This is a genomic window from Qipengyuania soli (assembly GCF_015529805.1).
In the GTDB taxonomy this organism is placed as follows: Bacteria; Pseudomonadota; Alphaproteobacteria; order Sphingomonadales; family Sphingomonadaceae; genus Qipengyuania; species Qipengyuania soli.
The window spans coordinates 1,578,186-1,601,378 of the sequence record NZ_CP064654.1 but is presented as its reverse complement, the minus strand read 5'-3'; the positions used below and the strand labels follow the sequence as shown (position 1 = coordinate 1,601,378).

Genomic DNA, 23,193 nt, shown 5'->3' with positions numbered 1-23,193 from the left:
GGACACTGCATCGGCTTGGGCGCATGAGCGCGTCCAAGTCGCATTGCTTGGAGCACCAGACCATGGAACCGGCCTTCAAGCCCAAGATTACCCCGATTGACCGTATCCAGGAAAACCTCGTCGCTCGTATCGAACGGCGCGCCTTGAACTGGCTGTGTGCACGCCTGCCGCGCCGCGTATCGCCCGACATGCTGACTGCCTTCGGGATGGTCGGCGCTCTGATGGTTTTTTCCGGTTATCTCGGCAGCAATCTGGACCGTGACTGGCTGTGGCTGTCGGTGGCCGGATACGTCGTCCACTGGTTCGGGGATTCACTCGACGGCAGCCTCGCCCGCTTCCGCAAGATCGAACGGCCGCGGTACGGCTACTTCCTCGATCATAGCTGCGACGGGTTGGCGACCACACTGCTGGTGGTCGGCATCGGGCTAACCCCTTTCGTCCAGCTTGAAGTCGCTTTGGTGGCGCTTGCAGGGTACCTGCTGATGTCGATCCACGCCTTCCTGTCTGTGCGCGTGCTCGGGGAACTGCGGTTGTCCTACATGAATGCCGGACCGACAGAACTGCGGCTCATTCTCATTGCCCTGACCCTGGCCATGTATGGATTTGGTCGGGAACACCCGATCGTCTGGCAGTTGAACGGTTTCGATCTGTTCGTAGGGGGCGTGGGACTGGTGCTGGTCGCACTGTTCGTCGTCCAGACGCTGCAGGTGGCGAGGCGCCTCGCCGTCGAGGAACCGTCGCGGAACTAGTTCTCGACTGTAACTCGCGCCTTGGCAAAAGCGTATCGCAACGCGATATCGCGGTCCGCGAACCAAGGAGCCTCTCATGTCCGACACCTATGATTTCGACCTCTTCACCATCGGCGCGGGGTCGGGCGGCGTTCGGGCAAGCCGCGTTGCCGCGGCGCACGGGGCCAAGGTCGCTATCGCCGAGGAATACCGCGTCGGCGGGACCTGCGTCATCCGCGGCTGCGTGCCCAAGAAGATGCTCGTCTACGGCGCCCATTTCGCCGAGGACCTCAAGGACGCGCGCAATTTCGGCTGGAAGACCGAGACCTGCGACTTCGACTGGATCACCCTGCGCGACAACGTGCTGAAGGACGTCGATCGGCTCGAAGGTGCCTATACCGACACTCTTGAGAACCACGACGTCACCATCTTCCACGAGCGCGCCGAGATCACCGGCGAGCACGAAATCACGCTCGCCAGCGGGAAGAAGGTCACTGCGAAGTACATCCTCATCGCCACCGGCGCGCGGCCGCATATCCCCGATGTCGAGGGTGCCGAGCACGCGATCACCTCCAACGAGGCGTTCCATCTCGACGCGCTGCCCAAGCGCATCGTGATCGCCGGCGGTGGTTACATCGCCAACGAATTCGCCGGTATCTTCAACGAGTTCGGCAGCAAGGTGACGCTGGTCAACCGGAGCGACAAGCTGCTGCGCGGCTACGATCAGGCGCTGATCGACCGCCTGCTGCAGATCTCGGTCATGAAGGGCATAGATTTCAAGTTCAACACGGTGTTCGAGTATATCAAGCCATGCGAGGACGGCGGCTTCTTCGTGAAGCTGTCCGATTGCGACGAAGAGCATGTCGACCAGGTCATGTTCGCCACCGGCCGCGTTCCCAATATCGAAGGACTGGGGCTCGAAAAGGCGGGTGTGGAGCTGGGCGAAAAGGGCCAGATCAAGGTCGACCGCTTCAGCAAGACCAACATTGATCACATCTATGCCGTCGGCGACGTGACCGATCGTGTCCAGCTGACCCCGGTTGCCATTCGCGAAGGCCAGGCCTTTGCCGACACCATCTTTGGCAAGGGCGACCCGGTGGCGGTCGACCACTCCTGTATCCCCAGCGCGGTTTTCAGCCATCCGCCCATCGCGGCGGTCGGGATGACCGAGGGCGAGGCCAAGAACAAGCTCGGCAGCGTCAAGGTCTACCAGTCCGATTTCCGCCCGATGAAGAACGTGCTGGCGGGCCGCAACGAACGCAGCCTGATGAAGATGGTCTGCGACGGCGAGAGCGGGAAGATCGTCGGCATTCACATGATTGCGCCTGATGCAGCGGAAATGATGCAGGCGGCGGCCATCGCGGTGAAGGCCGGTCTGACCAAGGCAGATTTCGACGCAACCACCGCGATCCACCCGACGATGGCGGAAGAACTGGTGCTCATGCGCTAGGCACACGCCGCGGCGCTGGGACGAATTGCACGGATTTCGCAACCCGGCGGATTGCGCGGGCTCTGTTGGCGAATATGCTTCGAAGAGGAAGGGGCACGGCCGTGTGTTCCCGGCATCGTCGAGGCATTGCCATGGACCGATTCTTCACATCCTTTGCATCCCGCACCGCCGTGGCAACCGGGCAGCCTTCCGCTTTCGTCATCGCGGTGACTGTCATTGCCGCCTGGGTCCTCAGCGGGCCGTACTTCGGCTGGTCGGACACATGGCAGCTGGTGGTGAACACCGGCACGACCATCGCCACCTTCCTGATGGTCTTCCTCATCCAGAATTCGCAGAACCGCGACGCAGCCGCGATCCAGGCCAAGCTCGACGAGCTGATCCGGTCGGTCCACGATGCGCGCAACGAGTTTGTCGGGATCGAGCACCTGACCGACCGCGAAATCGAGGAAATCAGGACGGAACTGGAGCGCGAAGTGGCGACGCAGCTACCCGGGCGCAGGCGTCACGAGACGATCAAGCGGATGCTCCAGAGGCGCTAGTCGTGGAACCTCGATCGGTTCAGTCGAGAGCGCCGAGCAGGTGCTCCATCCGGTCGCGGGAATAGTCGTCGAGTGACCGGTACTGTTCACGCAGTGGCGCGTCGGACGACCAGTTCTGCAACATCAGCCATGCGCTCTTTTCGACCTGGCTGAGCCCCGCAGGGCAGGGCAGGACCTGTTCGATTTCGGCAGCCCGCTGACCACCCAGCCGCTGCCGCAGGGCGTCTCTCAGGACGGCACGAGAATCGGCAGTGACGAGCATGTGGCGGATTCTGCCGCGGAATTCGCCAAGCACAATGAGCGGCTGATGGCTGTCACATTGATGACGCAAACCGCTCCGGCGAAAGGGCTGCCTCGTCCACGCCGACGGCGCGTAACTCCTCCGGCCATTCGCTACCCGTGGCGACGGCTTCCACCGCCAGCGCCATTGCGGGCGAGGTCTGGAGGCCGAAACCGCCCTGTCCTGCGAGCCAGAAGAAGCCCGGTGCATCGGGATGGAAACCCGCCACCGGTCTGCGGTCTGGCACGAAACTCCTGAGGCCCGCCCACTTGCTTGCAAGGCGGCGGATTTGCAGCGTCGTCGCTTCTTCAACGCGCCAAGCGGCGAGGGCGATATCCTCTTCCTCCGGTTGCGCGTCGCAGGGTTCGGTCGGGTTCTCGTCCATCGGACAGGCAAGCAGGCGGCCGCGTCCCTCGGGTTCGATGTAAAAGCCCGGGCCGACCGTCTTGGTGAAGGGCCACGCCGAAACGTCGAGGCCCTCGGGTGCGTCGAAGGTGATGACCGTGCGGCGCAGGGGTGAAATGCCGATCGGCGTGACCCCGGCCATCGTCGCCACCTCGTCTACCCAGGCACCTGCTGCATTGATCACGACGCGGGCGGACCAGGCGCCTTTTGCGGTCTCGACAAGCCAACGCCCGCCCTCACGGCGCAGGGAGGTCACGGCAGCACCGGTCGCTAGTTTTCCGCCAGCCGCCGACAAGGACTTGCGGTGCCCTTCCAGCATGGCGTGAGCATCGAGCTTGCGCCCCGCGCGATCGAGCACGGCGCCGATGATCCCGCCTTCACCTTCGCGCAGGACGGGCACCAGCGTTCTTGCCTCTGCCACGCTCAGCCGCTCAACCGTTGCACTCCACTCGCGATAGTTCGCCTCTACCCGGTCGAGGGCAGCCTCCTGTCCTTCCAGCGCGATGAACAGGGCGGGGTGGATGTGCGCCGCCGGTTCCTCGAAGAACGGCATGCTGGCGGCGGTCAGGGCGCGGACGACGGGTGCATCCATGTCGAAATGGGCAAAGGCTGCACTGCGGCCGGAGGAATGGACGCCCGGAGCGTCTTCCATTTCGCACACCACGACCGATCCGTGGCCGGCGAGCCTCGCGGCAGCGGACATGCCGGCGATACCGGCACCGACGACTATGAAATCGACCTGTTCCATCGAAACTCCGTTGCCCGCTGCAACCCGCACTCGTAGGTAGCACGCAAAGGGGAGAAAGTATGGCAGGCACCGTACTCGTTACCGGGGGCACCGGCTATATCGGCGGCGAAGTCATCGACCAGCTTCTGGCCAAGGGCTACACCGTCCACACCACCGTTAGGAACAGGGCGAAAAGCGAACCCAAGCTCAGGCAGCGGTGGGCGACGGCGGGTGACCGGCTCAAGGTCTTCCAGGCAGATCTGATGAGTGACGAGGGCTGGGCGGAAGCAGTGAAGGGCTGCAACGCGGTGGCGCATGTTGCCTCGCCATTCCCGATCGGAGTGCCGAAGGACAAGGACGAGCTGGTCGTCCCTGCACGCGAAGGAACCCTGCGGGCGCTGCGCTTCGCAAATTCGGTCGGCATCAAGCGTTTCGTCCAGACCAGTTCAGCCGCTGCAATCGCCTACGGCCATCCGGAGAAGGATCACTTCGACCATACGGACTGGACCAATCTCGATGCAGGCGTCCCGCCCTATATCGAGAGCAAGACCGTCGCCGAACGCGCCGCGCGCGACTGGGTCGCCGCGAATGCACCCGACATGGTGTTCTGCTCGGTCAATCCCGTCGCCGTCTTCGGACCGGTCTACGACGATGACGTTTCGACCAGCATCGAGATCGTCAAGAAGGTCATCGACGGGTCGATACCGCTCATTCCCAACATGGGCATTTGCGTGACCGACGTTCGCGATGTCGCCGAAGCGCACGTCCGCGCGATCGAGGCCCCGGCGGAACAGGTCGCCGGCGAGCGCTTCCCAACCTCGGAAAAGTTCATGTGGATCCGCGAGATGGCGGAAACGGTGCGTCAGCGCACGCCCGAATATGCGAAGAAGGTGCCTTCCAGGCCCATGCCCGATTTCATGGTCAAGCTGCTGGCGCCGTTCATGCCCGAGATGAAACAGATCAAGGGAGAGCTCGGCAATGTCCGCGATGTTTCGGGCAAGCACACCGAGGACGTGCTCGGCTTCAAATTCATCTCCGCGGAACAGACCATCGAGGACACCGTTCGCAGCCTTGTTGCGAAAGGACTGGTGAAAGCCTGATGGACATCAACGGAAAACGCATCCTCGTTACCGGGGGCACGGCTGGCATCGGCGAACAGCTGGCGCGCCAGCTGAAGGATCGCGGGGCCGAAGTGATCGTGACCGGTCGTTCGATCAAGCGGCTCGACGCCATGCGCAAGGCAGGCTTCGAGGCGATCGAGGCCGACCTTTCCACGCCCCTGGGTGCCGACCGCATCCTGCAGGCGCTGGGCGAGCGCGAGCTCGACGTGCTGGTCAACAATGCCGGACAGGGGGTCGACCACGACTTTCGCGAAGCGGCGCCCGATGTCGACGATGCGGACGACTGCATCTATGCCAATCTCAACACGCCCATCCGGCTGATCACTGCGCTCGTTCCTCGCCTGCGCGAGAGGCCGCAGGCGGCGATCGTCAATGTGACCAGCGGCCTTGCCATCGCGCCGCGTGCCGGCGGGCCGGTCTACTGCGCGACCAAGGCGGCGCTGCGCAGCTACACGCAGGCCATCCGTGCGCAGCTTGCAGGCACGCGCGTGACCGTGATCGAGGCGCTGCCTCCGGTGGTGGACACGCAGCTCACCGCCGGGCGCGGCGGCAACAAGATGTCGGCCGCCGACTGTGCCACCGCCATTCGCGAAGGGATCGAGAAGGACCGCGAGGAAGTGAACGTGGGCATGGTCAAGGTGTTGAAGGCCGTCCACTCCGCTTCGCCGGCGCTGGCGCGAAAGGTGATGCTGCGCTTCTGAACCGCACCCTTTCGGGACTAAACAAGAGGGTGCATTGCGCCGGGGCGCTTCGCTCGCCAAAACGCGGTTAACGATTCGCCAATCTGGGGAGATTGCATGAACATGCTGGCTTCGCGCGGGCAGCTGCGCGCTAGTTTCATCCGCTGGGCCCTGTTCACGGTGCCGCTGATCGTGCTGCTCGGCTTCCTTGCGGGCATGGTGGGGAGCCCCGCCTCCGAATGGTTCCAGTCGCTCGCGAAGCCCGACATCTTCCCCGAGCCCAAGTGGTTCGGCATCGTCTGGACAATCCTCTACATCATGATCGGCCTGTCGGTGGCCTTCGTTGCCTCCGCCTGGGGCGCGCGTGGTCGTACCGCGGCTTTGATCGCTTTCGCCATCCATTTTCTCCTCAACCTCGCCTGGTCGCCAACCTTCTTCGGTGCGCACCAGATCACGCTAGCCCTGGGCATCCTCGCGGCCATCGTGGTCACGTTGCTCGTCGTGATGGCGCTGTTCTGGAAGGTCCGCCGCGTCGCCGCGCTGCTGCTCGTGCCCTACCTTGCCTGGGTCTGCTTCGCGACGCTGCTCAACTACGAGTTCCTCAGGCTCAATCCCGACGCCGATGGCGCGAGCGGGGGAAGCCAGGTGGAGCGTGTGCGCATCGGGAATTGATGTCGCGCGTGCCTGCGCCTAGATAGCCGCCATGCAAAGCCAGAACCCGCTGATCGCCGATTTTGTCAAACTCGCCAACTCGGCCGCCGGTACGCTCGCCGGCATGGGCCGCGAGGCACGCGATGCCGCGCGCGAGCGGGCCAAGGAGACCTTCGGCGGGATGGACTTCGTCAGCCGCGAGGAATTCGATGCGGTCAAGATGATGGCCAGCAAGGCACGGGAAGAGGCCGACAAGCTGGCCGATCGCGTTGCGGCGCTCGAGGCGCGTCTCGACAAGCAGGCCTGAGGCCTCGATCACCCGAAATACCCTGATCCCAGGTGCTTGCGCTCACCCGTAGGGAGGCGCAAGAACGCGCTCGGCCGCCGTTCCGGCGCTTGGGAGGGGGATGAGATGCATCGTATCGCCAAATCCGCAGTTTCAGCGATCGTAATGATGTTCGCTGCCACTGGTGCAAGTCTGCAGGCGCAGGACCTGCCGACGCGAGCATTCACCGGCAACGACCTGTTCAAGCTCGAAGGCGCGGCCGATCCACAGATAAGCCCTGACGGGAGCCAGATCGTCTATGTCCGCATGACCGGGGACGTCATGAAGGACACTTACAGACCCTCTTTGTGGCTGGTCGATGTGAAGAGCGGCGCGCAGCGCCCGCTCGCTGCGGATGGGGGGGCGAACTTCTCCCCGCGCTGGTCCCCCGATGGCAAGCGCATCGCCTATGTATCCGCCGGCAGCGACGGCGCGCAGATCCACGTCATGTGGCTCGACAGCGGCACCAGTGCGCGCGTGACCGGGCTCCCTGACGGCCCCGGCTCGATCGCGTGGTCACCCGACGGGCGGCAAATCGCCTACAGCATGCGCGTGCCCGGCGAGGGGGCGACTCTTGGCAAGGCTCCGGACAAGCCCGAGGGCGCCGAGTGGGCCAAGCCGCTGACCATCATCGACAAGGTCACCTACCGTTTCGACGATGCCGGTTATGCCAAGCCGGGCTTCGACCAGGTCTTCGTCGTCAGTGCAGATGGCGGGGCATCGCGCCGGGTCACGAGCGGGAAATGGGATGCAGGCGGGCCATTGTCCTGGTCGCCCGACAGTCGTGCGATCCTGTTCACCGGCAACCGCGTGGAAGATTGGGAGCGCGCCGGACGCGAATCCGAAATCTATCGGGTCGACCTTGCCTCGGGTGGGATCACCGCCGTCACCCATCGCGTCGGCCCGGACTTTGCGCCAAGGCTGTCGCCCGATGGCCGCAAGATCGCCTATCTCGGGTTCGACGACAGTGCGAAGGCATACGAGGACACCCAGCTTTATGTGATGGACGCCGACGGGTCCAATCCGCGGTCGCTCACGGCCAGCCTCAACCGGTCGATCAACGATTTCGCCTGGTCCGACAGCGGCACGATCTATGCGGTCTATGCCGACGAGGGCGTGACCAAGGTCGCCCGCATCGGGCTCGACGGGAAACGCAGTGTCGTGGCCGAAGGGTTGCAACCCGGCGCGATCTCCGACCGTCCCTATGCCGCCGGCGAGTTCAGTGTGAGCCGGAACGGCACTCTCGCCTACACCGGCACCGCGATCGACCGGCCCGGCGACCTCATCGTGCAGGCCGCGGGAGACAAGGCACGCCAGCTGACCCGGCTCAACGCCACCTGGCTTCAGGGCAAGGACATCGCGCCGATGCGCAAGCTGGCGGTGAAGGCCCCCGATGGGCTTGCCATCGACGCCTGGCTTATCGAACCGCCGCATCTCAGGCCCGGGGAGCGGGTGCCGATGATCCTCGAGATCCACGGCGGTCCCAATGCCGAATATGGCCCCGGGTTCTCGACCGATTACCAGCTCTATGCGGCGGCGGGATACGCGGTGCTCTACACCAACCCGCGCGGTTCGACCTCTTACGGGGCGGATTTCGCCAACCTCATCGACAAGAACTATCCGGGTCCCGACTATGACGACCTGATGGCGGCTGTGGATGCAGCGATTGCGGACGGCGTGGCGGATCCGGACAACCTGTTCGTCACCGGCGGTTCGGGCGGAGGGGTGCTGACCAGCTGGATCGTGGGCAAGACCGATCGTTTCGCGGCGGCGGCGACGCAGAAACCGGTAATCAACTGGACCAGCGAGTCGCTCACGGCCGACCTTGCGACCTTTGCCCCGCGCTACTGGTTCGGGGCGATGCCATGGGAACAGCCGATGGAATACTGGCGGCGCAGCCCGCTTTCGCTGGTGGGCAACGTCAAGACTCCAACGATGGTCGTGGTGGGCGAGGACGACTACCGCACCCCGGCATCCGAGAGCGAGCAGTATTATGCCGCGCTCCAGCTACGCGGTGTTCCCACGACGCTGGTGATCGTCCCCGAAGCAAGCCACCATGGAATTGCCGGCCGTCCGAGCCAGAGTGCAGCCAAGGCATCCGCGATCATCGCCTGGTTCGACCGCTACCGTAAGGGCAAGACGCCGGCCAATTGAGGTTTTGCGTTCGGGATTGCGGGGCTTAGGGGGAAGGGCATGCAGTTGTCCGCCCCCGCAATCCTCGTCGCCGCGCGCCCGCATGGCGAGACCGCGGTTATCGCGCGGATGCTGACCGAGGAGAGCGGCCTCGTCGCCGCCTATGTCGCGGGCGGTCGGGGCAGGGTGCTGCGGCCGGTGGTCATACCCGGCAATGTGGTCGCTGCCGATATTCGTGCGAAGTCCGACAGCCAGCTGCCTTTTGCCCGTCTTGAACTGGTCAGGAGCCGGGGGCCGTGGCTGTCCGAGCCGCTACCCGCTGCCGCCATCGCCTGGGCGACCGCGCTGACCGCTTCGGCACTGCCCGAACGCAACCCCTATCCCACACTTTATGCCGCGCTCGGCGGGCTGCTCGATGCTATCTGCTCCTCGGAAGCGGCGCGGCAGTGGGTCGAGGCCTTGGTCGCCTACGAGGCGCTGTTATTGCGCGAGCTTGGCTATGGCGGCGAACGACCTGCGATAGCGGACCTTGGGCAGGCCTTGGAAATTCTCGACCGGCAGGAGGGCCTCATCGCCCGATACCTGCTTGCCGACACGCGTACCGACGTTCTAGCCGCAAGACAGCTCCTGAGGCAGCGCCTGGCACGGATGATTGAATGAAGATTGCAGTATTACCCGGTGACGGGATCGGACCCGAAGTCACCGCGCAGGCGCTGCGCGTGCTCGAAGCGCTTTCACTGCCCGGCCTGACCTTGTTTGAAGGCGATGTCGGTGCCGTCGCCTATCGCCGCCATGGTCATCCGCTCCCGCCTGAGACGCTGGAAATGGCACGCGCAGCCGATGCGGTGCTGTTCGGGGCGGTGGGCGACTTCTCCTGTGACGACCTGCCGCGCCACCTCCGGCCCGAACAAGCGATCCTCGGCCTGCGGGCGGAACTGACCCTGTTTGCCAACCTGCGCCCAGCGGCAGGCTTCCCGGGCCTCGAAGATCTTTCCCCGCTCAAGCCAGAGATCGCCCGCGGCATCGACCTCCTCGTCGTGCGCGAGCTCAATGGCGACGTCTATTTCGGCGACAAGGGCGAGCGGGACAGCGCAGGGGGCCGCGAGGGCTGGGACGCCATGTCCTACAACGAAGCCGAAGTGCGTCGCATTGCCCACACCGCCTTCCGCGCCGCGCAGAAACGGCGCAAGAAGCTGACCAGCGTCGACAAGGCCAACGTACTCGAAACCAGCCGTATCTGGCGCGAGACGGTGATCGAAATTGCCGCCGAGTACCCCGATGTCGAGCTCGAGCACATGTATGTCGACAATGCCGCGATGCAGATGTGCCGTTCGCCCGGGCAGTTCGACACCATCGTCACCGGCAACCTCTTCGGCGACATATTGTCCGACCAGGCGAGTGCGGTGGTCGGTTCGATAGGGCTGCTCGCGAGCGCCAGTCTGGGAGAGCGCCAGACCGAATTCGGCACTTTCGGCCTCTACGAACCGATCCACGGCAGCGCGCCCGATATCGCCGGGCAGGGCAAGGCCAACCCGGTCGCCGCCGTACTTAGCCTCGCCATGCTGCTGCGCCATTCGCTGGGGCGCGAGGAGGAAGCCAACCGCGTCGAGCGTGCCGTGGCGCAGGTATTGGCCTCCGAAACCCGCGGCGGAGACCTGGGCGGGACGGCCTCGACCAGCGAAATCGGCGATGCGATTGTTAGCACCCTGCTAACCATATCTTGAGAATTGCCCCCTAATCGGGGCAAGCAATGGATATGACACCCGAAAGCCAGCCGTCAGTGGTCCGTGAACGCCGTGCAGGTTCCACGCCGCTCGAACTTGCCATCATCCTGCCGACGCTCAACGAACGCGACAATCTCGAGCCGCTGGTCGAGCGAATCGAGGGTGCACTGGGTCATGGCGGATGGGAAGTGCTGATCGTCGACGACAACTCGGCCGACGGCACCGCCGACGAGGCGCGCCGCATCGCCCAGACCGATCCGCGCGTGCGGGTGATCCAGCGCATCGGTCGTCGCGGGCTTTCCAGCGCCGCCATCGAAGGTTTTTGCGCCACCGCCGCACCTTACGTGGCGGTGATGGATGCCGATCACCAGCATGATCCCAAGCTGCTCGTCGACATGCTTGCCTGTGTGAAGTCGGGCGAGGCCGAGGTCGCCGTCGCCAGCCGCTTCGCCGACGGTGCGAGCATGGAGGAGTGGGGTCGCCCCGACCGCGAAAAGCTGTCGAGCGTCGCCAATACGCTCGCCCGCAAGCTGACCGGAGTCGAACTTTCCGATCCGATGAGCGGGTTTTTCCTGCTTCCTGCCGAAACCGCCCGCAAGCTGGTGCCCGGCCTGTCGGGCATCGGCTTCAAGATCCTGCTCGACCTTCTCGCCACATCCGAAACGCCGCTCAAGGTGAAGGACTTCCCGATGAATTTCTCCGCCCGCCGTTCCGGCGAATCCAAGCTCGACCGAGCGATCGCGCTCGATTTCCTCGCCGGTCTCTACGACAAGAGCTTCGGCAAGGTGATCCCGACCCGCTTTGCGCTGTTCGGTACCGTCGGGGTCATCGGCGTCGGCGTGCACATGGCCATCCTCTATGCCTTCCTGCTGCTCGGCGGTGCGAATTTCAGCTGGAGCCAGGCCGTCGCAACCTTCGGGGCGATGAGCTTCAACTTCTGGCTCAACAACTTCCTGACCTATCGCGACAAGCGCCTGACGGAGGCGAAGAAGGTGTTTTTCGGCTGGGTCAGCTTCATTGTTGCCTGCTCGATCGGCGCCTTCGCCAATGTCGCCGTGGCGACCACGCTGCACGACCGCGGCTTCCACACGGTCTTTGCCGCCCTTGTCGGCATTGGCATCGGTTCGGTGTGGAACTACGCCTTGTCGAGCCGATTCGTCTGGGGCCGCTACTGAGGCTCAGCGCCAGCTGGCAAGCCAGGTCCAGACGGCAAAGCTGTTCGGACCCTCGAGCGGCGCGGCGCTGAGGATCGGATAGAACCAGGCGAACACAAGCACGCTGCCGATGACGGGCGCAAGTGCCAGCTTGCGCCGGCCCTTCTGCCACGGCGCGTCGCATGCCAGCGCCAGCGCGGCGAGCAGTGCCATGCTGGGCAGGGTGTAGTGGTAGTAGAACTGGACCGCCTTCGCCGCGAAGATCCAGAATCCGAGGCTGACCACATAGACCAGCACCGCCGCCAACGCCGCGTGGTTGCGTCGCAGCAGTGCTGCCCACAGACACCACAGCAGCGCCGGAAGTCCGACCAGCATGGTCAGCGGATTGCCGATCAGGATGATGCCGCGCTGGATGCCATCGACCGGTTCGTAAAGGTACCAGATCGCCCGCCAGTTGATCACCCAGTCGGTCCAGGTCGACTGGTAGGGATGCGGGCTCAGCACCTGTTCCTGCAAGTCGAGCATGAACCTGTGATGGAAGATCAGGCCCTCGGTAATCGGGTTGATCTTGAACCAGAATCCCGGTGCGAAGGTTGCCGCATAAACCAGCACTGGCAATACGCCGAGCCAGAGCGCGGCCTCGACCAGCGTGATTCCCGGGACGGGCGCTCCGCGGCGGCTGAAGAGCAGGCGGCGACGGCCGGCCATGAACCGGGCGACGAGGAAGACGAGACCGGGCAGCATGGCCACCACCACCGCGTTCCACTTCGATCCCATGGCGAGGCCCAGCGCTATACCCGTGATCGCGAGCCGCCAGCGCCCCTGTTCGGGCTGGCGCATTGCGGCGGCGAACTGCCACGCGGCCAAGCTCAGGAAGGCGAGATAGAAGATGTCGAGCATCGCGATGCGCGCGTGCACGAACAGGTGGAAGCCGCTCGCCAGCAGCACGCCGTAGGCGATGGTGGCGAAGCGGCTGGATGTGCCGAACCACATGGCGCGCATGTTGGCGAACAGGGCCAGCGCGCCGAACAGGGTGGGAATTAGGCGCCAGCCCCACGGATTGTCGCCCAGCAGCCAGATTCCCGCGGCGATCAGCTCCTTGCCGACCAGCGGGTGTTCGCGATTGGTGAATTCGCCCAGCGCCAGCAGCTCGCGCGCGGCGGGAAGGTAGTGGACCTCGTCGAAATAGGGCTTGGTGACTGCGGTCAAAAACGGCAGGCAGAGCAGCCAGAATGCCAGCGTGATCGCGGCACTCCAGCCAAGGGGATCGCGGGTTTGCTGGGGCGCGCGGCTCATCGCGAACGGCCTAGAAAATGGCCACGCGCGCTGCAAGCTGCTTAAGAAGTGGCGGCCTGCTTCTCCAGCCAGAAAAGGCGCGCGACCATCGCAAGCAGGCCGATGCTGGCCGTCAGGGCAACGAAGACGATCCAGGGCAGCACGTTCATTCCCGCGGCCCGTGCCCGCGGAACGATGAAGAACACCGCCAGGGTAACCGCAATGAGGAGGTCCCACCATACCTGTACGCCCCACAGGCTGGTCGTGTGATTTGCCCACACCAGCAGTGCCCCTTCCTTGAACACCGTGATTGCAGTGAAGCCAGCGAAAGCGCCCGCGAGCATGGCAGCGGCGAGTGCGTCGCCGCCCGACAAGCGCCCGGAAGCGATAAGACCGAGAGCGATCAGAACGGCGGCGAGGCCGCCCGCAGCGAGAATTTCGTAAGACGACATGCGGCCCCCAGGAATGATTTGTCGTCCCGCTATATCCAGATCGCGCCAAACTGCGAGCGTTATCGGCGAAGCGGGGCTTGCCGTGCTGCAAGGCCGTGCCGCTTGCCGCGCGGGCTTGCCGTGCTATCCCGCGTGCCATGAAAAAGACCACCGGAATGGACCGCTCGATTACTTCGAAATGGCGCCCCGCGACGCAGGCCGTGCGCGGTGGCACCTGGCGTAGCGAGCACGGCGAGACCAGCGAGGTGCTGTTCCTCAGCTCGGGCTACACCTACGACAGTGCGCAGATCGTCGCCGACCGCTTTGCGGGCGAGGCCGAAGGGATGACCTATTCGCGCCTGCAAAACCCAACGGTGGCGATGCTGGAGGAGCGCATTGCGCTGATGGAGGGGGCCGAGGCCTGCCGCGCGCAGGCGACCGGCATGGCCGCGATGACCACGGCTCTGTTGTGCCAGCTTTCGGCGGGCGACCACATCGTCGGCGCACGGGCCGCTTTCGGTTCGTGCCGCTGGCTGCTCGACAGCCTGCTGCCGCGTTTCGGCATCGAGACTTCGGTCGTCGACAGCGCCGACAATGCCGCTTGGGAAGCCGCGATCCAGCCCAACACCAAGGTGTTCTTCTTCGAGACCCCGGCCAATCCCACGCTCGACGTGGTCGACCTCGAACATGTTTGCGGAATCGCCAAGGCACACGGCATCACCACCGTGGTCGACAACGCCTTCGCCACCAGCGCGCTGCAGCGCCCGATGGACTATGGCGCCGACGTCGTGGCCTACAGCGCGACAAAGCTGATGGACGGGCAGGGCAGGGTGCTTGCCGGTGCCGTCTGCGGATCGCAGCAATGGATCGACGAGGTCCTGCTGCCCTTCCAGCGCAACACGGGTCCCAACCTGTCGCCTTTCAACGCGTGGGTGGTTCTCAAGGGGCTGGAGACACTCGATATGCGCGCCCGCCGCCAGAGCGAGAATGCCGTCGAACTGGGCAGGGCGATAGAGGCGCGCGTGCCGAAGATGCTCCATCCCGGGCTCCCCAGCCATCCGCGCCACGACATCGCCACACGGCAAATGGCTGCGACCGGCCCGATTTTCGCGTTCGACGTGGGCGACCGCGCGACCGCTTTCGCCGTTCTCGACGCGCTCGAGCTGGTCGATATCTCGAACAATATCGGCGATTCCCGCAGCCTGATGTGTCATCCGGCCAGCACCACTCACGCCGGGATGACGCAGGAAGCGCGCGACGAAATGGGCGTTACCGAAGGCTTGCTGCGCATCAACGTCGGGCTCGAGGATGTCGAGGACGTCAAGGAGGACCTCGACCAGGCGCTGGCGAGGGCCGGACTATGACCAAGACTGTCGAATACATCTTCGATTTCGCCGGACCCAACGGCTACCTCGCGTGGTATCCGCTCAAGGAGATCGTCGAACGGACCGGCGCGAAGCTGGTGGTCACACCGGTCCTGCTGGGCGGGATGCACAAGCTGACCGGCAATTCGCCGCCGATGATGCGGGACGCCGATGTGAAGGGCAAGGTCGCCTACGCTTCTCTGGAGTTCAACCGCTTCCTCGACCGCCACGGGATGACGCGCTTCACCATTCCCAAGGCCTTTCCGTTCAATTCGATCCTGCTGCAGCGCGTCCTTGTGGCTGCAGCGGACGAGGAGGAGCGGCAAGCCCTCGTCGATGCCCTGCTGCCTGCCGTGTGGGAACGAGGGCTCAATTGCGGCGATGTCGATGCCGTGGCGGCGGAACTCGCGGCGGCGGGCTTCGACGCGCAGCGCCTGCTAGAAGCGACGCAGGGTCCAGAGGTCAAACAACGCCTGATCGACAACACAGAAGGTGCAGTCGCGCGCGGCACTTTCGGCATCCCGACCTATTTCGTCGGCGAGGAAATGTGGTTCGGCAAAGAACGCCTCGCCCAGATCGAGGAGTATCTCGGCGGCGGTAAGCCCTGATTTTCGAGGCCGTCGTTGCGGCCGGCGGTCCGAAGAGCGTTCAGCTCTGGAGGTAGACCTTCTTTGTCTGCGTCAGCACGATCGGCGGGATCGGCGCAAAGGGGATGATCGGCTTCATCGTGATCGTCATCGTCATCTCGCCCGTGGCCACGTTGTTCACCGTGCCGCGATTGAAGGTCAGCTTGGTGATGCCGTTGTGATCGACGCCGATCAGCGTGTCCTTGGTCCGCTTGATGACCTGGTCGGTCGTCGCCGTAGGCTTGACCTTTGCAAGGCGCAGGCCCTCGCCCATGGCATTGCGCATCGCGCCGTTGGCGTTGAGGACGAGGCCGAATTGCAGCACCCCGATGATCATGGCGACGAGAATCGGCAGGGCGAGGCCGAATTCGAGGCCGATCGAGCCACGGCTGTCGGAAAGGAAGCGCTTCATCACTGGAGCCTCACCACGCTGTCGCCGATGACCGTAATCGGCGTGTAGGTTGCGGAGCCACCGGTGAACATGGCGCCGACGATGCGCCAGTTGAACCCGGTGGAAACCTGCTTCTTGATCGATACGGTGGCAAAGCGCCGGGTCACCTGGCCGCCGTTGCACATGTCGGTGAACTTGTTCTGCACTACCCCGTTGCATTCGCAGGTCAGGGTCACGGTTACATCGCTCGAAGGCACACCGGATGCAGCAACGGCCTCCGCCACGAGGTAGGCGGTATTGCCGTTGGGCGGGCGCTTGCCGAGCGCAAGGTCGGTGGTGCGCTGCGCCGCCTGTTCGAGATCGACGCGCGTGGCGATGACCTTGCTCATGTCGATCATGCCGAGGAACATCAGCGCCAGCAGCGGCGCTACCAGCGCCAGTTCGACGAACCCGATGCCGCTCTGGTCACGAAGCAGGCGCTGGACGAAGGCGTAGATCATCACTCCTACTCCACTACCCGGACGACCTTGGCTTTGCCGGCCCAGGGGTCGATGTCGACGTTGCAGTTGTTCTCGATGTTGTTGGTTCCGCCGAAGCGCACCCGTTCGGAAATCAGCAGCAGGCACTGCGCGTTCTGCGTCGCGTCGCCGTTATAGGTGACGTCGCCGGTGGGCATGTAGATGATGCCTTCGATATCGATGTTCGCACCGCCGTTGAAGGTGTGCGTCGCCGAACCCATCGGGTCCTGGTAGAACAGAATGCCCGCCCACTTCGAATTTTCCGCCGAGGTGGGTGCCCTGATGTCGAGCTTTGCATCGCCGTTGATCGAGACCGTGGCGACCGTATTAGAATTCTTGCCGGTCAGGATGATCGTGACGCCGCCATCGCCGAACAGCGTGACATTTGCGCCCGAGTTCACCTGGAAGGTGCCGCTCTTCATGACGTAGACGCCACCGTGCATCCGCACAGTGCCCTGCAGCTTCATGCCGTTGCAATAGGTCCCGCCATAGGTCTGGACGTGATCACTCGGCGACACGGAGTAGTTCGTGTAGTTGCAGGTCGCGCTCGAATAGGAGAGGTCGCGCCCGGCAAGCGGATCGCTTACCGGCAGGCCATACGGAATGATCGCTGCGTCCGAGGGCAGGTTGCCGGTCGAATAGTCGATACCGCCTACGCTCATGATCAGCCCTGAATCGAGGAAGGCGCTGCCGCCGACGTCGACCGACACGTCCACCGGCGAGTTCGAAGCAACCGGGCAATCGAGCGAGACGTCTGCACTACCGAAGACTTCCACGCCCGTGCCCGAAGTCGCGAGCGCGAGTACGCAAGGGTCTCCCACCGCGACAGCCGTTGCCACCGCCCGGGTACGGATGGTGGGTGCGGTGGCGAGGAACACGCTGGAGAAGGGCAGCTTGCGGCTGGTGGTCGCGATGACCTCGACCGCGCCGGTATCGCCGGCATAGGCACCGCTGGTCGGCGGAATGCGGATGGCTTCGACGGTGTAGGCCGTGTTCGCCGTACGGGCGATCTCGCTGCGGGCAGAGGAATCGTAGTCGCGGCCGAAGCTGAGCGCGATGGCACCGGCGGTGGCCCCGGTATCGACCGTCTGCTGCATCTGGCGCTTCCACAGGTACCATTGCACGGTGTCGACGCCGATACCGGCGGCACCGATCAGTCCGGTCAGCGCGGCACCGGCCATCAGCAGCAGATTGCCGCGTTCGTCGCCCCTCAGTCGCTTCAGCATCCTGGCGATACCTGCGATCATGCCCTGTTCCCCGTTTGCGAAATGGTAGCCATTCTGCCGGGGAGGCTAGTCCGCATGCGGTTAGCGGATTGTCAGCCCTTGCGGTAAACCGATTTTAACCATGTCGGGCAGGGCGCGATAAATATCGTTGCGGGGGAAATCCCGCTTGCACGCCTTGCACGAGGGGCGCGCGATACTAGTTTAGAGGTGTGATCAAGGAGCTTTTCCAGCATGCCGCCACGACCGACGGGATTACCGTCAGGGTCGCGGTGAACTTCCTTCCCGAACAGAGCCAGCCCAAGGCAGGCAAGTGGTTCTGGGTCTATCACATCCGTATCGAGAACGGTTCGCACGAACGCGTTCAGCTGATGACGCGCCACTGGCGGATCACCGACGGGCGCGGCATGGTCAGCCACGTCGATGGCGACGGCGTAGTCGGCGAACAGCCCATCCTCAAGCCGGGCCAGAGCCACGACTACGTCAGCGGCTGTCCGCTGGAAACGCCGCACGGTTCGATGGAAGGCTTCTATACCTTCCATGCCGAAGACGGCTCGCCGCTCGAGGTGCGCATTCCCTTCTTCCCGCTGGCGGCACCCGCGACCGCGGACTGAGCACGCGTCGGGCAGCGCGATTGCCTGTTTGAGCTCTGTCGCGGCAATTCCAACAGGATCAAACGCTCTCGGACGGGCGCTGGAGAACCTGCATCGGCTTGCCCGCAATCGCCGTGCGAGCCACGGCTGCAGCCCATAGCACCGGGTGAGGTGCGGCTGCGAAGGCCCCCGGGGTGGTATCCATGAAGCGACGGAAATCGCGGATGAAATGTGCCTGGTCGACATATTGGTGGTCGAGCGTGTCGATCCACGCCAGCGACGGGTCGAGCATGAACTGCGAAAGGCTTCGCAGGAAGCGCTGGCGGCGCAGCAGCAGCTTGGGACTAAAGCCGAACGTCGCAAGCGACAGCCGTTCGAGCGCCCGCACACCCGTGCCCGCCCGCTCGGCAAACGCGTCGACCGTGGTCACTTCGGGATCGAGCAAGGCGTCATGGGCTTTCAGGATGGTCTCTTCCCTGCGCGCCGGGCGTTTGAGCATCGCCAGCAGATGCGCATCGAAGCGCGCCGCTATGCTGGTGAAATCGTCATCCTGCCCAGCGCAATCGAGCAGGGGAGCGAACGCCGCGAATGAACTTTCGCGTCCGATGACCTCCCACCGGTCGGCAAACTCGGCTGCGCGAATGCCCACCAGTTGCGCCCAGCCAAGCGGGAGCAGGCTGATCGTCCAGTAGCGGCCCGGAGCAAGCGAGAAGTGGGTCGAATGGCTGGTCGGACCGATCGCGCAGATCGGATTGCAGGGCTGCAACGGGCCGGGACCCGTGCAGGCGGCCATGTCGCCACCCGCGGTCAGGCGGATATTGGGCCATTCGGGATAGACCTGGTCGAACACCGTCGGCGAACCCGGAGCGACGACGGTTTGCGAATAGGTGGAAATGTAACGCCGCAAGGGGCCCGCCGGCAGCGCGTAGCTGACGGAGACACCCGGTTTCAGATTGGCGCCATGATCGGAAACTGCGCTTTCTCCATTCGCGACCCACACGGGGGGCTTGCTGCGAGGCCGCTGCCCTTAGCCTAGAAAAATGATTGGCGCACAAGATGTTTCCGCCACGCGATGGCCTGTCGGCACAAGACCTTCGCAGCGGATTTTTTCAGTCGGCCAGGCAGGCAGGTTCCCGCCTACTCCAGTTCACCAACCTTAATCTTGGGTTCGAGGCCGAGCCAGTCGGCGAGCATCGTCAATTCCTGCTCGACCGGCCCCGCTGCCAGCGCGGCGTGGCTGGCTGCGAGTTCCAGGACCAGCTTGCGCTTCTTGCGCCGCAACCTGCTGTTCGAAAGCGATTCCCGCGTCCCGCCGCCGAGCCTCTGGGCCAGACGCAGGCCGAGACCCCAGGTCATGCCTTCGCGCAGATCGTCGTCGCTGGCGAGGACGCGCAGGCGGTCGGGCAGCTCGGTCCGGCCGAGCGCGCCGACAAGCGCGGCGCAGATCATCGCCCGGCCGCGCGGGCTAAGGTCGATCCAGCGTTTGTCGAGCGACCATTCGATCGCGCAATTAAGGCGCAGGTTCGGCTCCACACGGCGCAGCGAAGCAGCAAGCTGCGCAGCGGCGATGCGCTTCCTCTCGTCCCCCGGCTTGGCATTCTCGACGAGATCGGCGGTCCATGCGGAGACGAGCGTGGCGTCGGTCACATGGACGTCGCGCGCGCTGGCAAAGGCGGAAATGCCCGCGAGCAGCGGATCGCGCGATTGCTGCAGCGGCTCGAGCCGCGAATAGAGCAGCCCCTCGCGAATGCCCCAGCTCGAGAACACCAGGCAATCGGGCTCGAATTCGGCAAGCAACGGGCGCAGCAGGGCGGCAGCATCGGGCAGGTAACCGGCGCGCATTTCGCTGATCCCGCCGATGTCCATCAAGTCCACCGGATTGGCCCTGACCAGCTCCGCCGCCATCCGGTCCGCATCCCCGACCGAAAGGACGAAGCCGTGCGGGTCGGTCAGCGGATAGTCGATCTCGCGCATGGCGTAGGAGGCAAGCGCACGCCAGGTGCCGCCGATCATGTACAGCGGCCCCTCGTGGTGTGCCGCCCAGCCGACTTCGCCGAGCGTTTCGTGAAGGTGAGCCTCGAAATCGCCCGCCGCGCGCATCTTCGGCAAGCGCAGCGTGCCGTAAGGCAGCGATTTGGCGCGATGGCATTCGTTGCCGTGGATCGACACCAGTTCGAGACTGCCGCCGCCAAGGTCGGCCACGACGCCATGCGCACCCGGGAAGGCGCCCAGCGCGCCCATGGCCGAAGCGCAGGCTTCCTCTTCACCCGAAAGCAGGCGCGGATGAAGGCCGAGGGCCGCAACCCGGTCGAGGAATTCGCGCCCGTTCTCCGCGTCACGCGCCGCAGCGGTCGCGACCGTCTGTACGTCCCCGATCCCGAGGTCCTCGATAATCAGCGCATATCGGGCGAGCGCCGCCAGTGCCTCCTGCGCCGCCTCTTCGGGAATGCGACCGGTTTCGGACAGGTCGCGGCCAAGGCGGGCGGCGACCTTTTCGTTCCACACGGTTTCGGGCGCGCGTGCGGTACCCTCGTAGATGACGAGGCGGACCGTGTTGGAGCCGATGTCGATGACTGCACGGGGCGGCGGGGGTGGCCTGCGGCGAGCGCCGCGACGCAGGTTCACTTGCGTTTGCCCTTGAGCGTCAGTCGCGGAACGTCCGATGCCGAGCTGGCCTTGCCGCGACCCGACAGCGAGGGATTGGCCATGAAATATTCGTGGCAGTTGAACCCGCCGACATCGACGCGCATGCGCCGGTACTCGCCATCCGGGTCGAGCCGCCAGCTGCGCTCGGTATCGAGGATGTTGGCCAGCATCACCTGGTCGAGCAGCTGGTCGTGGACGGTCTTGTTGGTCACCGGGACCATAACCTCCACGCGGTGTTCGAGGTTCCGGCTCATGGCATCGGCACTGGTGATATAGACCGAGGCGCGCTTGCTGGGCAGGTTGTAGCCATTGGCGAACACCCACATGCGACTGTGTTCGAGGAAGCGGCCGATGATCGACTTGACCTCGATATTGTCAGAGAGGCCCGGGATGCCTGCACGCAGCGAACAGATGCCGCGCACCACCAGCGTGACCGGAACCCCGGCAGCGCTGGCTTCGTAAAGCTTGTCGATCACCCCCTTGTTCGTGATCGCGTTCATCTTCGCCCAGATACCCGCCGGCTTGCCTGCCTTGGCATTGGCGATCTCGTGGTCGATCAGGCGGTAGAGCTTGTCCTGCAGTCCGATGGGCGAGATCGACAGCTTCTCGAGCTCGGTCGGCTCGATGTATCCGGTGACGAAGTTGAACAGCTTGGCCGCATCGCGCCCCAGCGCAGGATCGGCGGTGAAGAAGCTGAAGTCGGTGTAGATGCGTGCGTTGACCGGGTGGTAGTTGCCCGTGCCGAAGTGGCAGTAGGTGCGGTAACCGTCTTCCTCGCGCCGCACGACGAGGCTGACCTTGGCATGGGTCTTCCACTCGGTGAAACCGTAGATCACCTGCACGCCCGCGCGTTCAAGCTCGTTCGCCCAGTGGATGTTGCGTTCCTCGTCGAAGCGGGCCTTCAATTCGACAACGGCAGTCACGGCCTTGCCGTTCTCCGCCGCCGCGATCAGCGCGGCAATCACCGGCGACTGGTCACCTGCGCGGTAAAGCGTCTGCTTGATCGAGACGACCGCGGGATCGACTGCAGCCTGACGCAAGAAGTCGACCACCACCTCGAAGCTCTCGTAGGGGTGGTGGACGACGAGGTCCTTCTCCCGGATGGCCGAGAAACAGTCGCCGTCATGCGCCAGCACGCGCTCGGGATAACGCGGGCTGAAGGGCTCGAACTTGAGGTCGGGGCGAGGTTCGGCGGTAATCTGAGCAAGGTCGGATAGGCCGAGCATGCCCGGCGTCTTGACGATCATCGCCGCATCGATGTCGAACTGTTCGCGCAGCAGCGCCTCGGAAATCTCGTCGCATTCATCGTCGAGTTCGAGCAGCACGACATGGCCGCGGCGGCGGCGCTGGATGGCGGTGCGGAAGAAGCGGACGAGGTCCTCTGCCTCGTCCTCGACCTCGATATCGCTGTCGCGCAGCACACGAAACAGCCCGTCGCCAAGGATCTTGAAGCCGGGGAACAGCAGCCCGGCAAAGCGCACGATCAGCTGTTCGATGGAGATGTAGATCGCCCGGCTGCTTCCACTCTCGCCGGGCACGCGCACGAAGCGCGGCGCGCCGCTGGGAATCAGCACCATCTCGACGAGGTCGGTCTGGCGCTTGCCGCGCTTCAGCCGGAAGATGACCCCCATTCCCATGTTGGCCACGAAGGGGAAGGGGTGGCTGGGATCGATCGCCTGCGGGGTGATGATCGGCAGGATGTCGTTCTCGAAATACTCTTCCAGCCAGCTCAGCTGGTCCTGTTCGAGATCGTCGATCGTGGCGATCCAGATATCCTCGACCGCAAGCAGTTGGCGCAGGTCGTCGAGTATGCCCTGCTGGCGCTGGACCAATTCGAGCACTTCGGCGCGGATCGCCTCGAGTTGCTGGCGCGGGTCGCGCCCGTCGATGCCCAGCGTCTCCAGTCCGCGCGTCGCCTGGCCTTCGAGCCCGGCGATGCGGATCATCGTGAATTCGTCGAGGTTGCTCGCCGAAATCGACAGGAAGCGCAGCCGCTCGAGCAGGGGGAATGCGGCATTCTCTGCCTCGGCCAGCACGCGCCGGTTGAACGACAGCCAGCTGAGCTCACGATTGACGTAGCGGCCCTCGGGCGTGTCGAGGCGCGGGGCCTCCTCGATGGGCTGCTGGTCGTTCATCGCTTTTGGAATCCGTACCATGCGCACTGTTTGCCGCATGTTACGCTGGCGTGACAACCGTATTCGCGAGCCAA

The 23,193-nt window shown here is 64.4% G+C and carries 24 protein-coding genes; 14 read left to right on the top strand and 10 right to left on the bottom strand.

Annotated elements, in window-relative coordinates:
- The first annotated feature begins 62 nt into the window (after positions 1-62).
- The 3 genes from IRL76_RS07990 (at position 63) to IRL76_RS07980 (ending at position 2,717) form a co-directional block, all read left to right on the top strand.
- Positions 63-749: a CDP-alcohol phosphatidyltransferase family protein gene (locus IRL76_RS07990; RefSeq protein ID WP_200980854.1), complete on the top strand. Its 687-nt coding sequence runs from the start codon at positions 63-65 to the stop codon at positions 747-749.
- Positions 750-825: 76 nt separating this feature from the next.
- Positions 826-2,178, top strand: coding sequence for a glutathione-disulfide reductase (gorA, locus tag IRL76_RS07985; protein ID WP_200980853.1), 1,353 nt, complete (start codon positions 826-828; stop codon positions 2,176-2,178).
- A 131-nt stretch (positions 2,179-2,309) separates the two neighbouring features.
- Positions 2,310-2,717, top strand: a complete 408-nt coding sequence (locus tag IRL76_RS07980) for a low affinity iron permease family protein (RefSeq protein WP_200980852.1) — start codon at positions 2,310-2,312, stop codon at positions 2,715-2,717.
- Positions 2,718-2,736: 19 nt separating this feature from the next.
- On the opposite strand, the gene IRL76_RS07975 is transcribed toward IRL76_RS07980, so the two are convergent.
- Together IRL76_RS07975 and IRL76_RS07970 are read right to left on the bottom strand one after the other, a co-directional pair.
- Positions 2,737-2,979, bottom strand: coding sequence for a hypothetical protein (locus tag IRL76_RS07975; protein WP_200980851.1), 243 nt, complete (start codon positions 2,977-2,979; stop codon positions 2,737-2,739).
- A gap of 52 nt (positions 2,980-3,031) precedes the next feature.
- The gene (locus IRL76_RS07970; protein ID WP_200980850.1) at positions 3,032-4,150 is read right to left on the bottom strand and encodes an NAD(P)/FAD-dependent oxidoreductase; all 1,119 of its coding nucleotides are present in this window, start codon (positions 4,148-4,150) and stop codon (positions 3,032-3,034) included.
- A gap of 59 nt (positions 4,151-4,209) precedes the next feature.
- Between IRL76_RS07970 and IRL76_RS07965 the strand changes: the two genes are divergently transcribed.
- The 8 genes from IRL76_RS07965 to IRL76_RS07930 all read left to right on the top strand — a co-directional run bounded on the left by IRL76_RS07965 (position 4,210) and on the right by IRL76_RS07930 (position 11,938).
- Positions 4,210-5,229, top strand: a complete 1,020-nt coding sequence (locus tag IRL76_RS07965; protein ID WP_200980849.1) for an NAD-dependent epimerase/dehydratase family protein — start codon at positions 4,210-4,212, stop codon at positions 5,227-5,229.
- Positions 5,229-5,951: an SDR family oxidoreductase gene (locus IRL76_RS07960; protein ID WP_200980848.1), complete on the top strand. Its 723-nt coding sequence runs from the start codon at positions 5,229-5,231 to the stop codon at positions 5,949-5,951. The genes IRL76_RS07965 and IRL76_RS07960 overlap by 1 nt, the downstream gene beginning before the upstream one ends.
- A 96-nt stretch (positions 5,952-6,047) precedes the next feature.
- The gene (locus IRL76_RS07955; protein ID WP_200980847.1) at positions 6,048-6,602 is read left to right on the top strand and encodes a TspO/MBR family protein; all 555 of its coding nucleotides are present in this window, start codon (positions 6,048-6,050) and stop codon (positions 6,600-6,602) included.
- Positions 6,603-6,633: 31 nt separating this feature from the next.
- Positions 6,634-6,888, top strand: coding sequence for an accessory factor UbiK family protein (locus IRL76_RS07950; RefSeq protein ID WP_200980846.1), 255 nt, complete (start codon positions 6,634-6,636; stop codon positions 6,886-6,888).
- A gap of 105 nt (positions 6,889-6,993) precedes the next feature.
- Positions 6,994-9,060, top strand: coding sequence for an alpha/beta hydrolase family protein (locus IRL76_RS07945; RefSeq protein ID WP_200980845.1), 2,067 nt, complete (start codon positions 6,994-6,996; stop codon positions 9,058-9,060).
- Positions 9,061-9,099: 39 nt separating this feature from the next.
- Positions 9,100-9,699 (top strand): DNA repair protein RecO, encoded by a 600-nt coding sequence (recO, locus tag IRL76_RS07940; protein ID WP_200980844.1) that lies wholly within the window; start codon positions 9,100-9,102, stop codon positions 9,697-9,699.
- Positions 9,696-10,763, top strand: coding sequence for a 3-isopropylmalate dehydrogenase (gene leuB / locus IRL76_RS07935; protein ID WP_200980843.1), 1,068 nt, complete (start codon positions 9,696-9,698; stop codon positions 10,761-10,763). Before recO ends, leuB begins: the two co-directional genes overlap by 4 nt.
- Positions 10,764-10,795: 32 nt before the next feature.
- Positions 10,796-11,938, top strand: a complete 1,143-nt coding sequence (locus tag IRL76_RS07930) for a glycosyltransferase family 2 protein (RefSeq protein WP_246450078.1) — start codon at positions 10,796-10,798, stop codon at positions 11,936-11,938.
- Positions 11,939-11,941: 3 nt separating this feature from the next.
- Here IRL76_RS07930 and IRL76_RS07925 read toward each other — a convergent pair whose 3' ends face one another.
- Complete coding sequence (locus IRL76_RS07925; protein WP_200980841.1) at positions 11,942-13,213, bottom strand: phospholipid carrier-dependent glycosyltransferase; 1,272 nt, start codon at positions 13,211-13,213, stop codon at positions 11,942-11,944.
- Between the two features lie 41 nt (positions 13,214-13,254).
- On the bottom strand, positions 13,255-13,644 hold the full coding sequence (locus tag IRL76_RS07920) for a hypothetical protein (protein WP_200980840.1): 390 nt from the start codon (positions 13,642-13,644) through the stop codon (positions 13,255-13,257).
- 137 nt (positions 13,645-13,781) lie between these two features.
- On the opposite strand from IRL76_RS07920, the gene IRL76_RS07915 reads away from it, so the two are divergent.
- Both IRL76_RS07915 and IRL76_RS07910 read left to right on the top strand, forming a co-directional pair.
- A complete protein-coding gene (locus IRL76_RS07915) occupies positions 13,782-14,987 on the top strand; it encodes a trans-sulfuration enzyme family protein (protein ID WP_200980839.1) in 1,206 nt (401 codons plus the stop codon).
- Positions 14,984-15,595, top strand: coding sequence for a 2-hydroxychromene-2-carboxylate isomerase (locus IRL76_RS07910; protein ID WP_200980838.1), 612 nt, complete (start codon positions 14,984-14,986; stop codon positions 15,593-15,595). The genes IRL76_RS07915 and IRL76_RS07910 overlap by 4 nt, the downstream gene beginning before the upstream one ends.
- A 40-nt stretch (positions 15,596-15,635) precedes the next feature.
- Here the strand turns inward: IRL76_RS07910 and IRL76_RS07905 are convergent, their stop codons facing one another.
- Genes IRL76_RS07905 through IRL76_RS07895 form a run of 3 tightly spaced genes read right to left on the bottom strand, consistent with a single transcriptional unit; the run spans position 15,636 to position 17,769 of the window.
- Positions 15,636-16,025, bottom strand: coding sequence for a TadE/TadG family type IV pilus assembly protein (locus tag IRL76_RS07905; RefSeq protein WP_200980837.1), 390 nt, complete (start codon positions 16,023-16,025; stop codon positions 15,636-15,638).
- The gene (locus IRL76_RS07900) at positions 16,025-16,504 is read right to left on the bottom strand and encodes a TadE/TadG family type IV pilus assembly protein (RefSeq protein ID WP_200980836.1); all 480 of its coding nucleotides are present in this window, start codon (positions 16,502-16,504) and stop codon (positions 16,025-16,027) included. Before IRL76_RS07900 ends, IRL76_RS07905 begins: the two co-directional genes overlap by 1 nt.
- A 5-nt stretch (positions 16,505-16,509) precedes the next feature.
- A complete protein-coding gene (locus IRL76_RS07895; protein WP_200980835.1) occupies positions 16,510-17,769 on the bottom strand; it encodes a TadE/TadG family type IV pilus assembly protein in 1,260 nt (419 codons plus the stop codon).
- 191 nt (positions 17,770-17,960) lie between these two features.
- Between IRL76_RS07895 and apaG the strand changes: the two genes are divergently transcribed.
- Complete coding sequence (apaG, locus tag IRL76_RS07890; RefSeq protein WP_200984234.1) at positions 17,961-18,359, top strand: Co2+/Mg2+ efflux protein ApaG; 399 nt, start codon at positions 17,961-17,963, stop codon at positions 18,357-18,359.
- 58 nt (positions 18,360-18,417) lie between these two features.
- On the opposite strand, the gene IRL76_RS07885 is transcribed toward apaG, so the two are convergent.
- From IRL76_RS07885 to IRL76_RS07875, 3 genes are all read right to left on the bottom strand, one after another.
- Positions 18,418-19,338 (bottom strand): helix-turn-helix domain-containing protein, encoded by a 921-nt coding sequence (locus IRL76_RS07885; RefSeq protein WP_200980834.1) that lies wholly within the window; start codon positions 19,336-19,338, stop codon positions 18,418-18,420.
- A gap of 137 nt (positions 19,339-19,475) precedes the next feature.
- Complete coding sequence (locus IRL76_RS07880; RefSeq protein WP_200980833.1) at positions 19,476-20,963, bottom strand: Ppx/GppA phosphatase family protein; 1,488 nt, start codon at positions 20,961-20,963, stop codon at positions 19,476-19,478.
- A complete protein-coding gene (locus IRL76_RS07875) occupies positions 20,960-23,140 on the bottom strand; it encodes an RNA degradosome polyphosphate kinase (protein ID WP_200980832.1) in 2,181 nt (726 codons plus the stop codon). Before IRL76_RS07875 ends, IRL76_RS07880 begins: the two co-directional genes overlap by 4 nt.
- Between the last annotated feature and the right edge of the window lie 53 nt (positions 23,141-23,193).

Bases quoted from the DNA above. Each gene is read 5' to 3' on its own strand.
- IRL76_RS07945 (WP_200980845.1), top strand. From the start codon at position 6,994: ATGCATCGTATCGCCAAATCCGCAGTTTCAGCGATCGTAATGATGTTC.
- IRL76_RS07895 (WP_200980835.1), bottom strand. From the start codon at position 17,769: ATGATCGCAGGTATCGCCAGGATGCTGAAGCGACTGAGGGGCGACGAA.
- IRL76_RS07925 (WP_200980841.1), bottom strand. From the start codon at position 13,213: ATGAGCCGCGCGCCCCAGCAAACCCGCGATCCCCTTGGCTGGAGTGCC.
- IRL76_RS07930 (WP_246450078.1), top strand. From the start codon at position 10,796: ATGACACCCGAAAGCCAGCCGTCAGTGGTCCGTGAACGCCGTGCAGGT.
- IRL76_RS07950 (WP_200980846.1), top strand. From the start codon at position 6,634: ATGCAAAGCCAGAACCCGCTGATCGCCGATTTTGTCAAACTCGCCAAC.
- IRL76_RS07955 (WP_200980847.1), top strand. From the start codon at position 6,048: ATGAACATGCTGGCTTCGCGCGGGCAGCTGCGCGCTAGTTTCATCCGC.
- IRL76_RS07910 (WP_200980838.1), top strand. From the start codon at position 14,984: ATGACCAAGACTGTCGAATACATCTTCGATTTCGCCGGACCCAACGGC.
- IRL76_RS07965 (WP_200980849.1), top strand. From the start codon at position 4,210: ATGGCAGGCACCGTACTCGTTACCGGGGGCACCGGCTATATCGGCGGC.
- IRL76_RS07970 (WP_200980850.1), bottom strand. From the start codon at position 4,150: ATGGAACAGGTCGATTTCATAGTCGTCGGTGCCGGTATCGCCGGCATG.
- IRL76_RS07960 (WP_200980848.1), top strand. From the start codon at position 5,229: ATGGACATCAACGGAAAACGCATCCTCGTTACCGGGGGCACGGCTGGC.
- IRL76_RS07900 (WP_200980836.1), bottom strand. From the start codon at position 16,504: ATGATCTACGCCTTCGTCCAGCGCCTGCTTCGTGACCAGAGCGGCATC.
- IRL76_RS07875 (WP_200980832.1), bottom strand. From the start codon at position 23,140: ATGGTACGGATTCCAAAAGCGATGAACGACCAGCAGCCCATCGAGGAG.
- recO (WP_200980844.1), top strand. From the start codon at position 9,100: ATGCAGTTGTCCGCCCCCGCAATCCTCGTCGCCGCGCGCCCGCATGGC.
- IRL76_RS07905 (WP_200980837.1), bottom strand. From the start codon at position 16,025: ATGAAGCGCTTCCTTTCCGACAGCCGTGGCTCGATCGGCCTCGAATTC.
- IRL76_RS07915 (WP_200980839.1), top strand. From the start codon at position 13,782: ATGAAAAAGACCACCGGAATGGACCGCTCGATTACTTCGAAATGGCGC.
- IRL76_RS07980 (WP_200980852.1), top strand. From the start codon at position 2,310: ATGGACCGATTCTTCACATCCTTTGCATCCCGCACCGCCGTGGCAACC.
- leuB (WP_200980843.1), top strand. From the start codon at position 9,696: ATGAAGATTGCAGTATTACCCGGTGACGGGATCGGACCCGAAGTCACC.
- IRL76_RS07990 (WP_200980854.1), top strand. From the start codon at position 63: ATGGAACCGGCCTTCAAGCCCAAGATTACCCCGATTGACCGTATCCAG.
- gorA (WP_200980853.1), top strand. From the start codon at position 826: ATGTCCGACACCTATGATTTCGACCTCTTCACCATCGGCGCGGGGTCG.
- IRL76_RS07975 (WP_200980851.1), bottom strand. From the start codon at position 2,979: ATGCTCGTCACTGCCGATTCTCGTGCCGTCCTGAGAGACGCCCTGCGG.
- IRL76_RS07920 (WP_200980840.1), bottom strand. From the start codon at position 13,644: ATGTCGTCTTACGAAATTCTCGCTGCGGGCGGCCTCGCCGCCGTTCTG.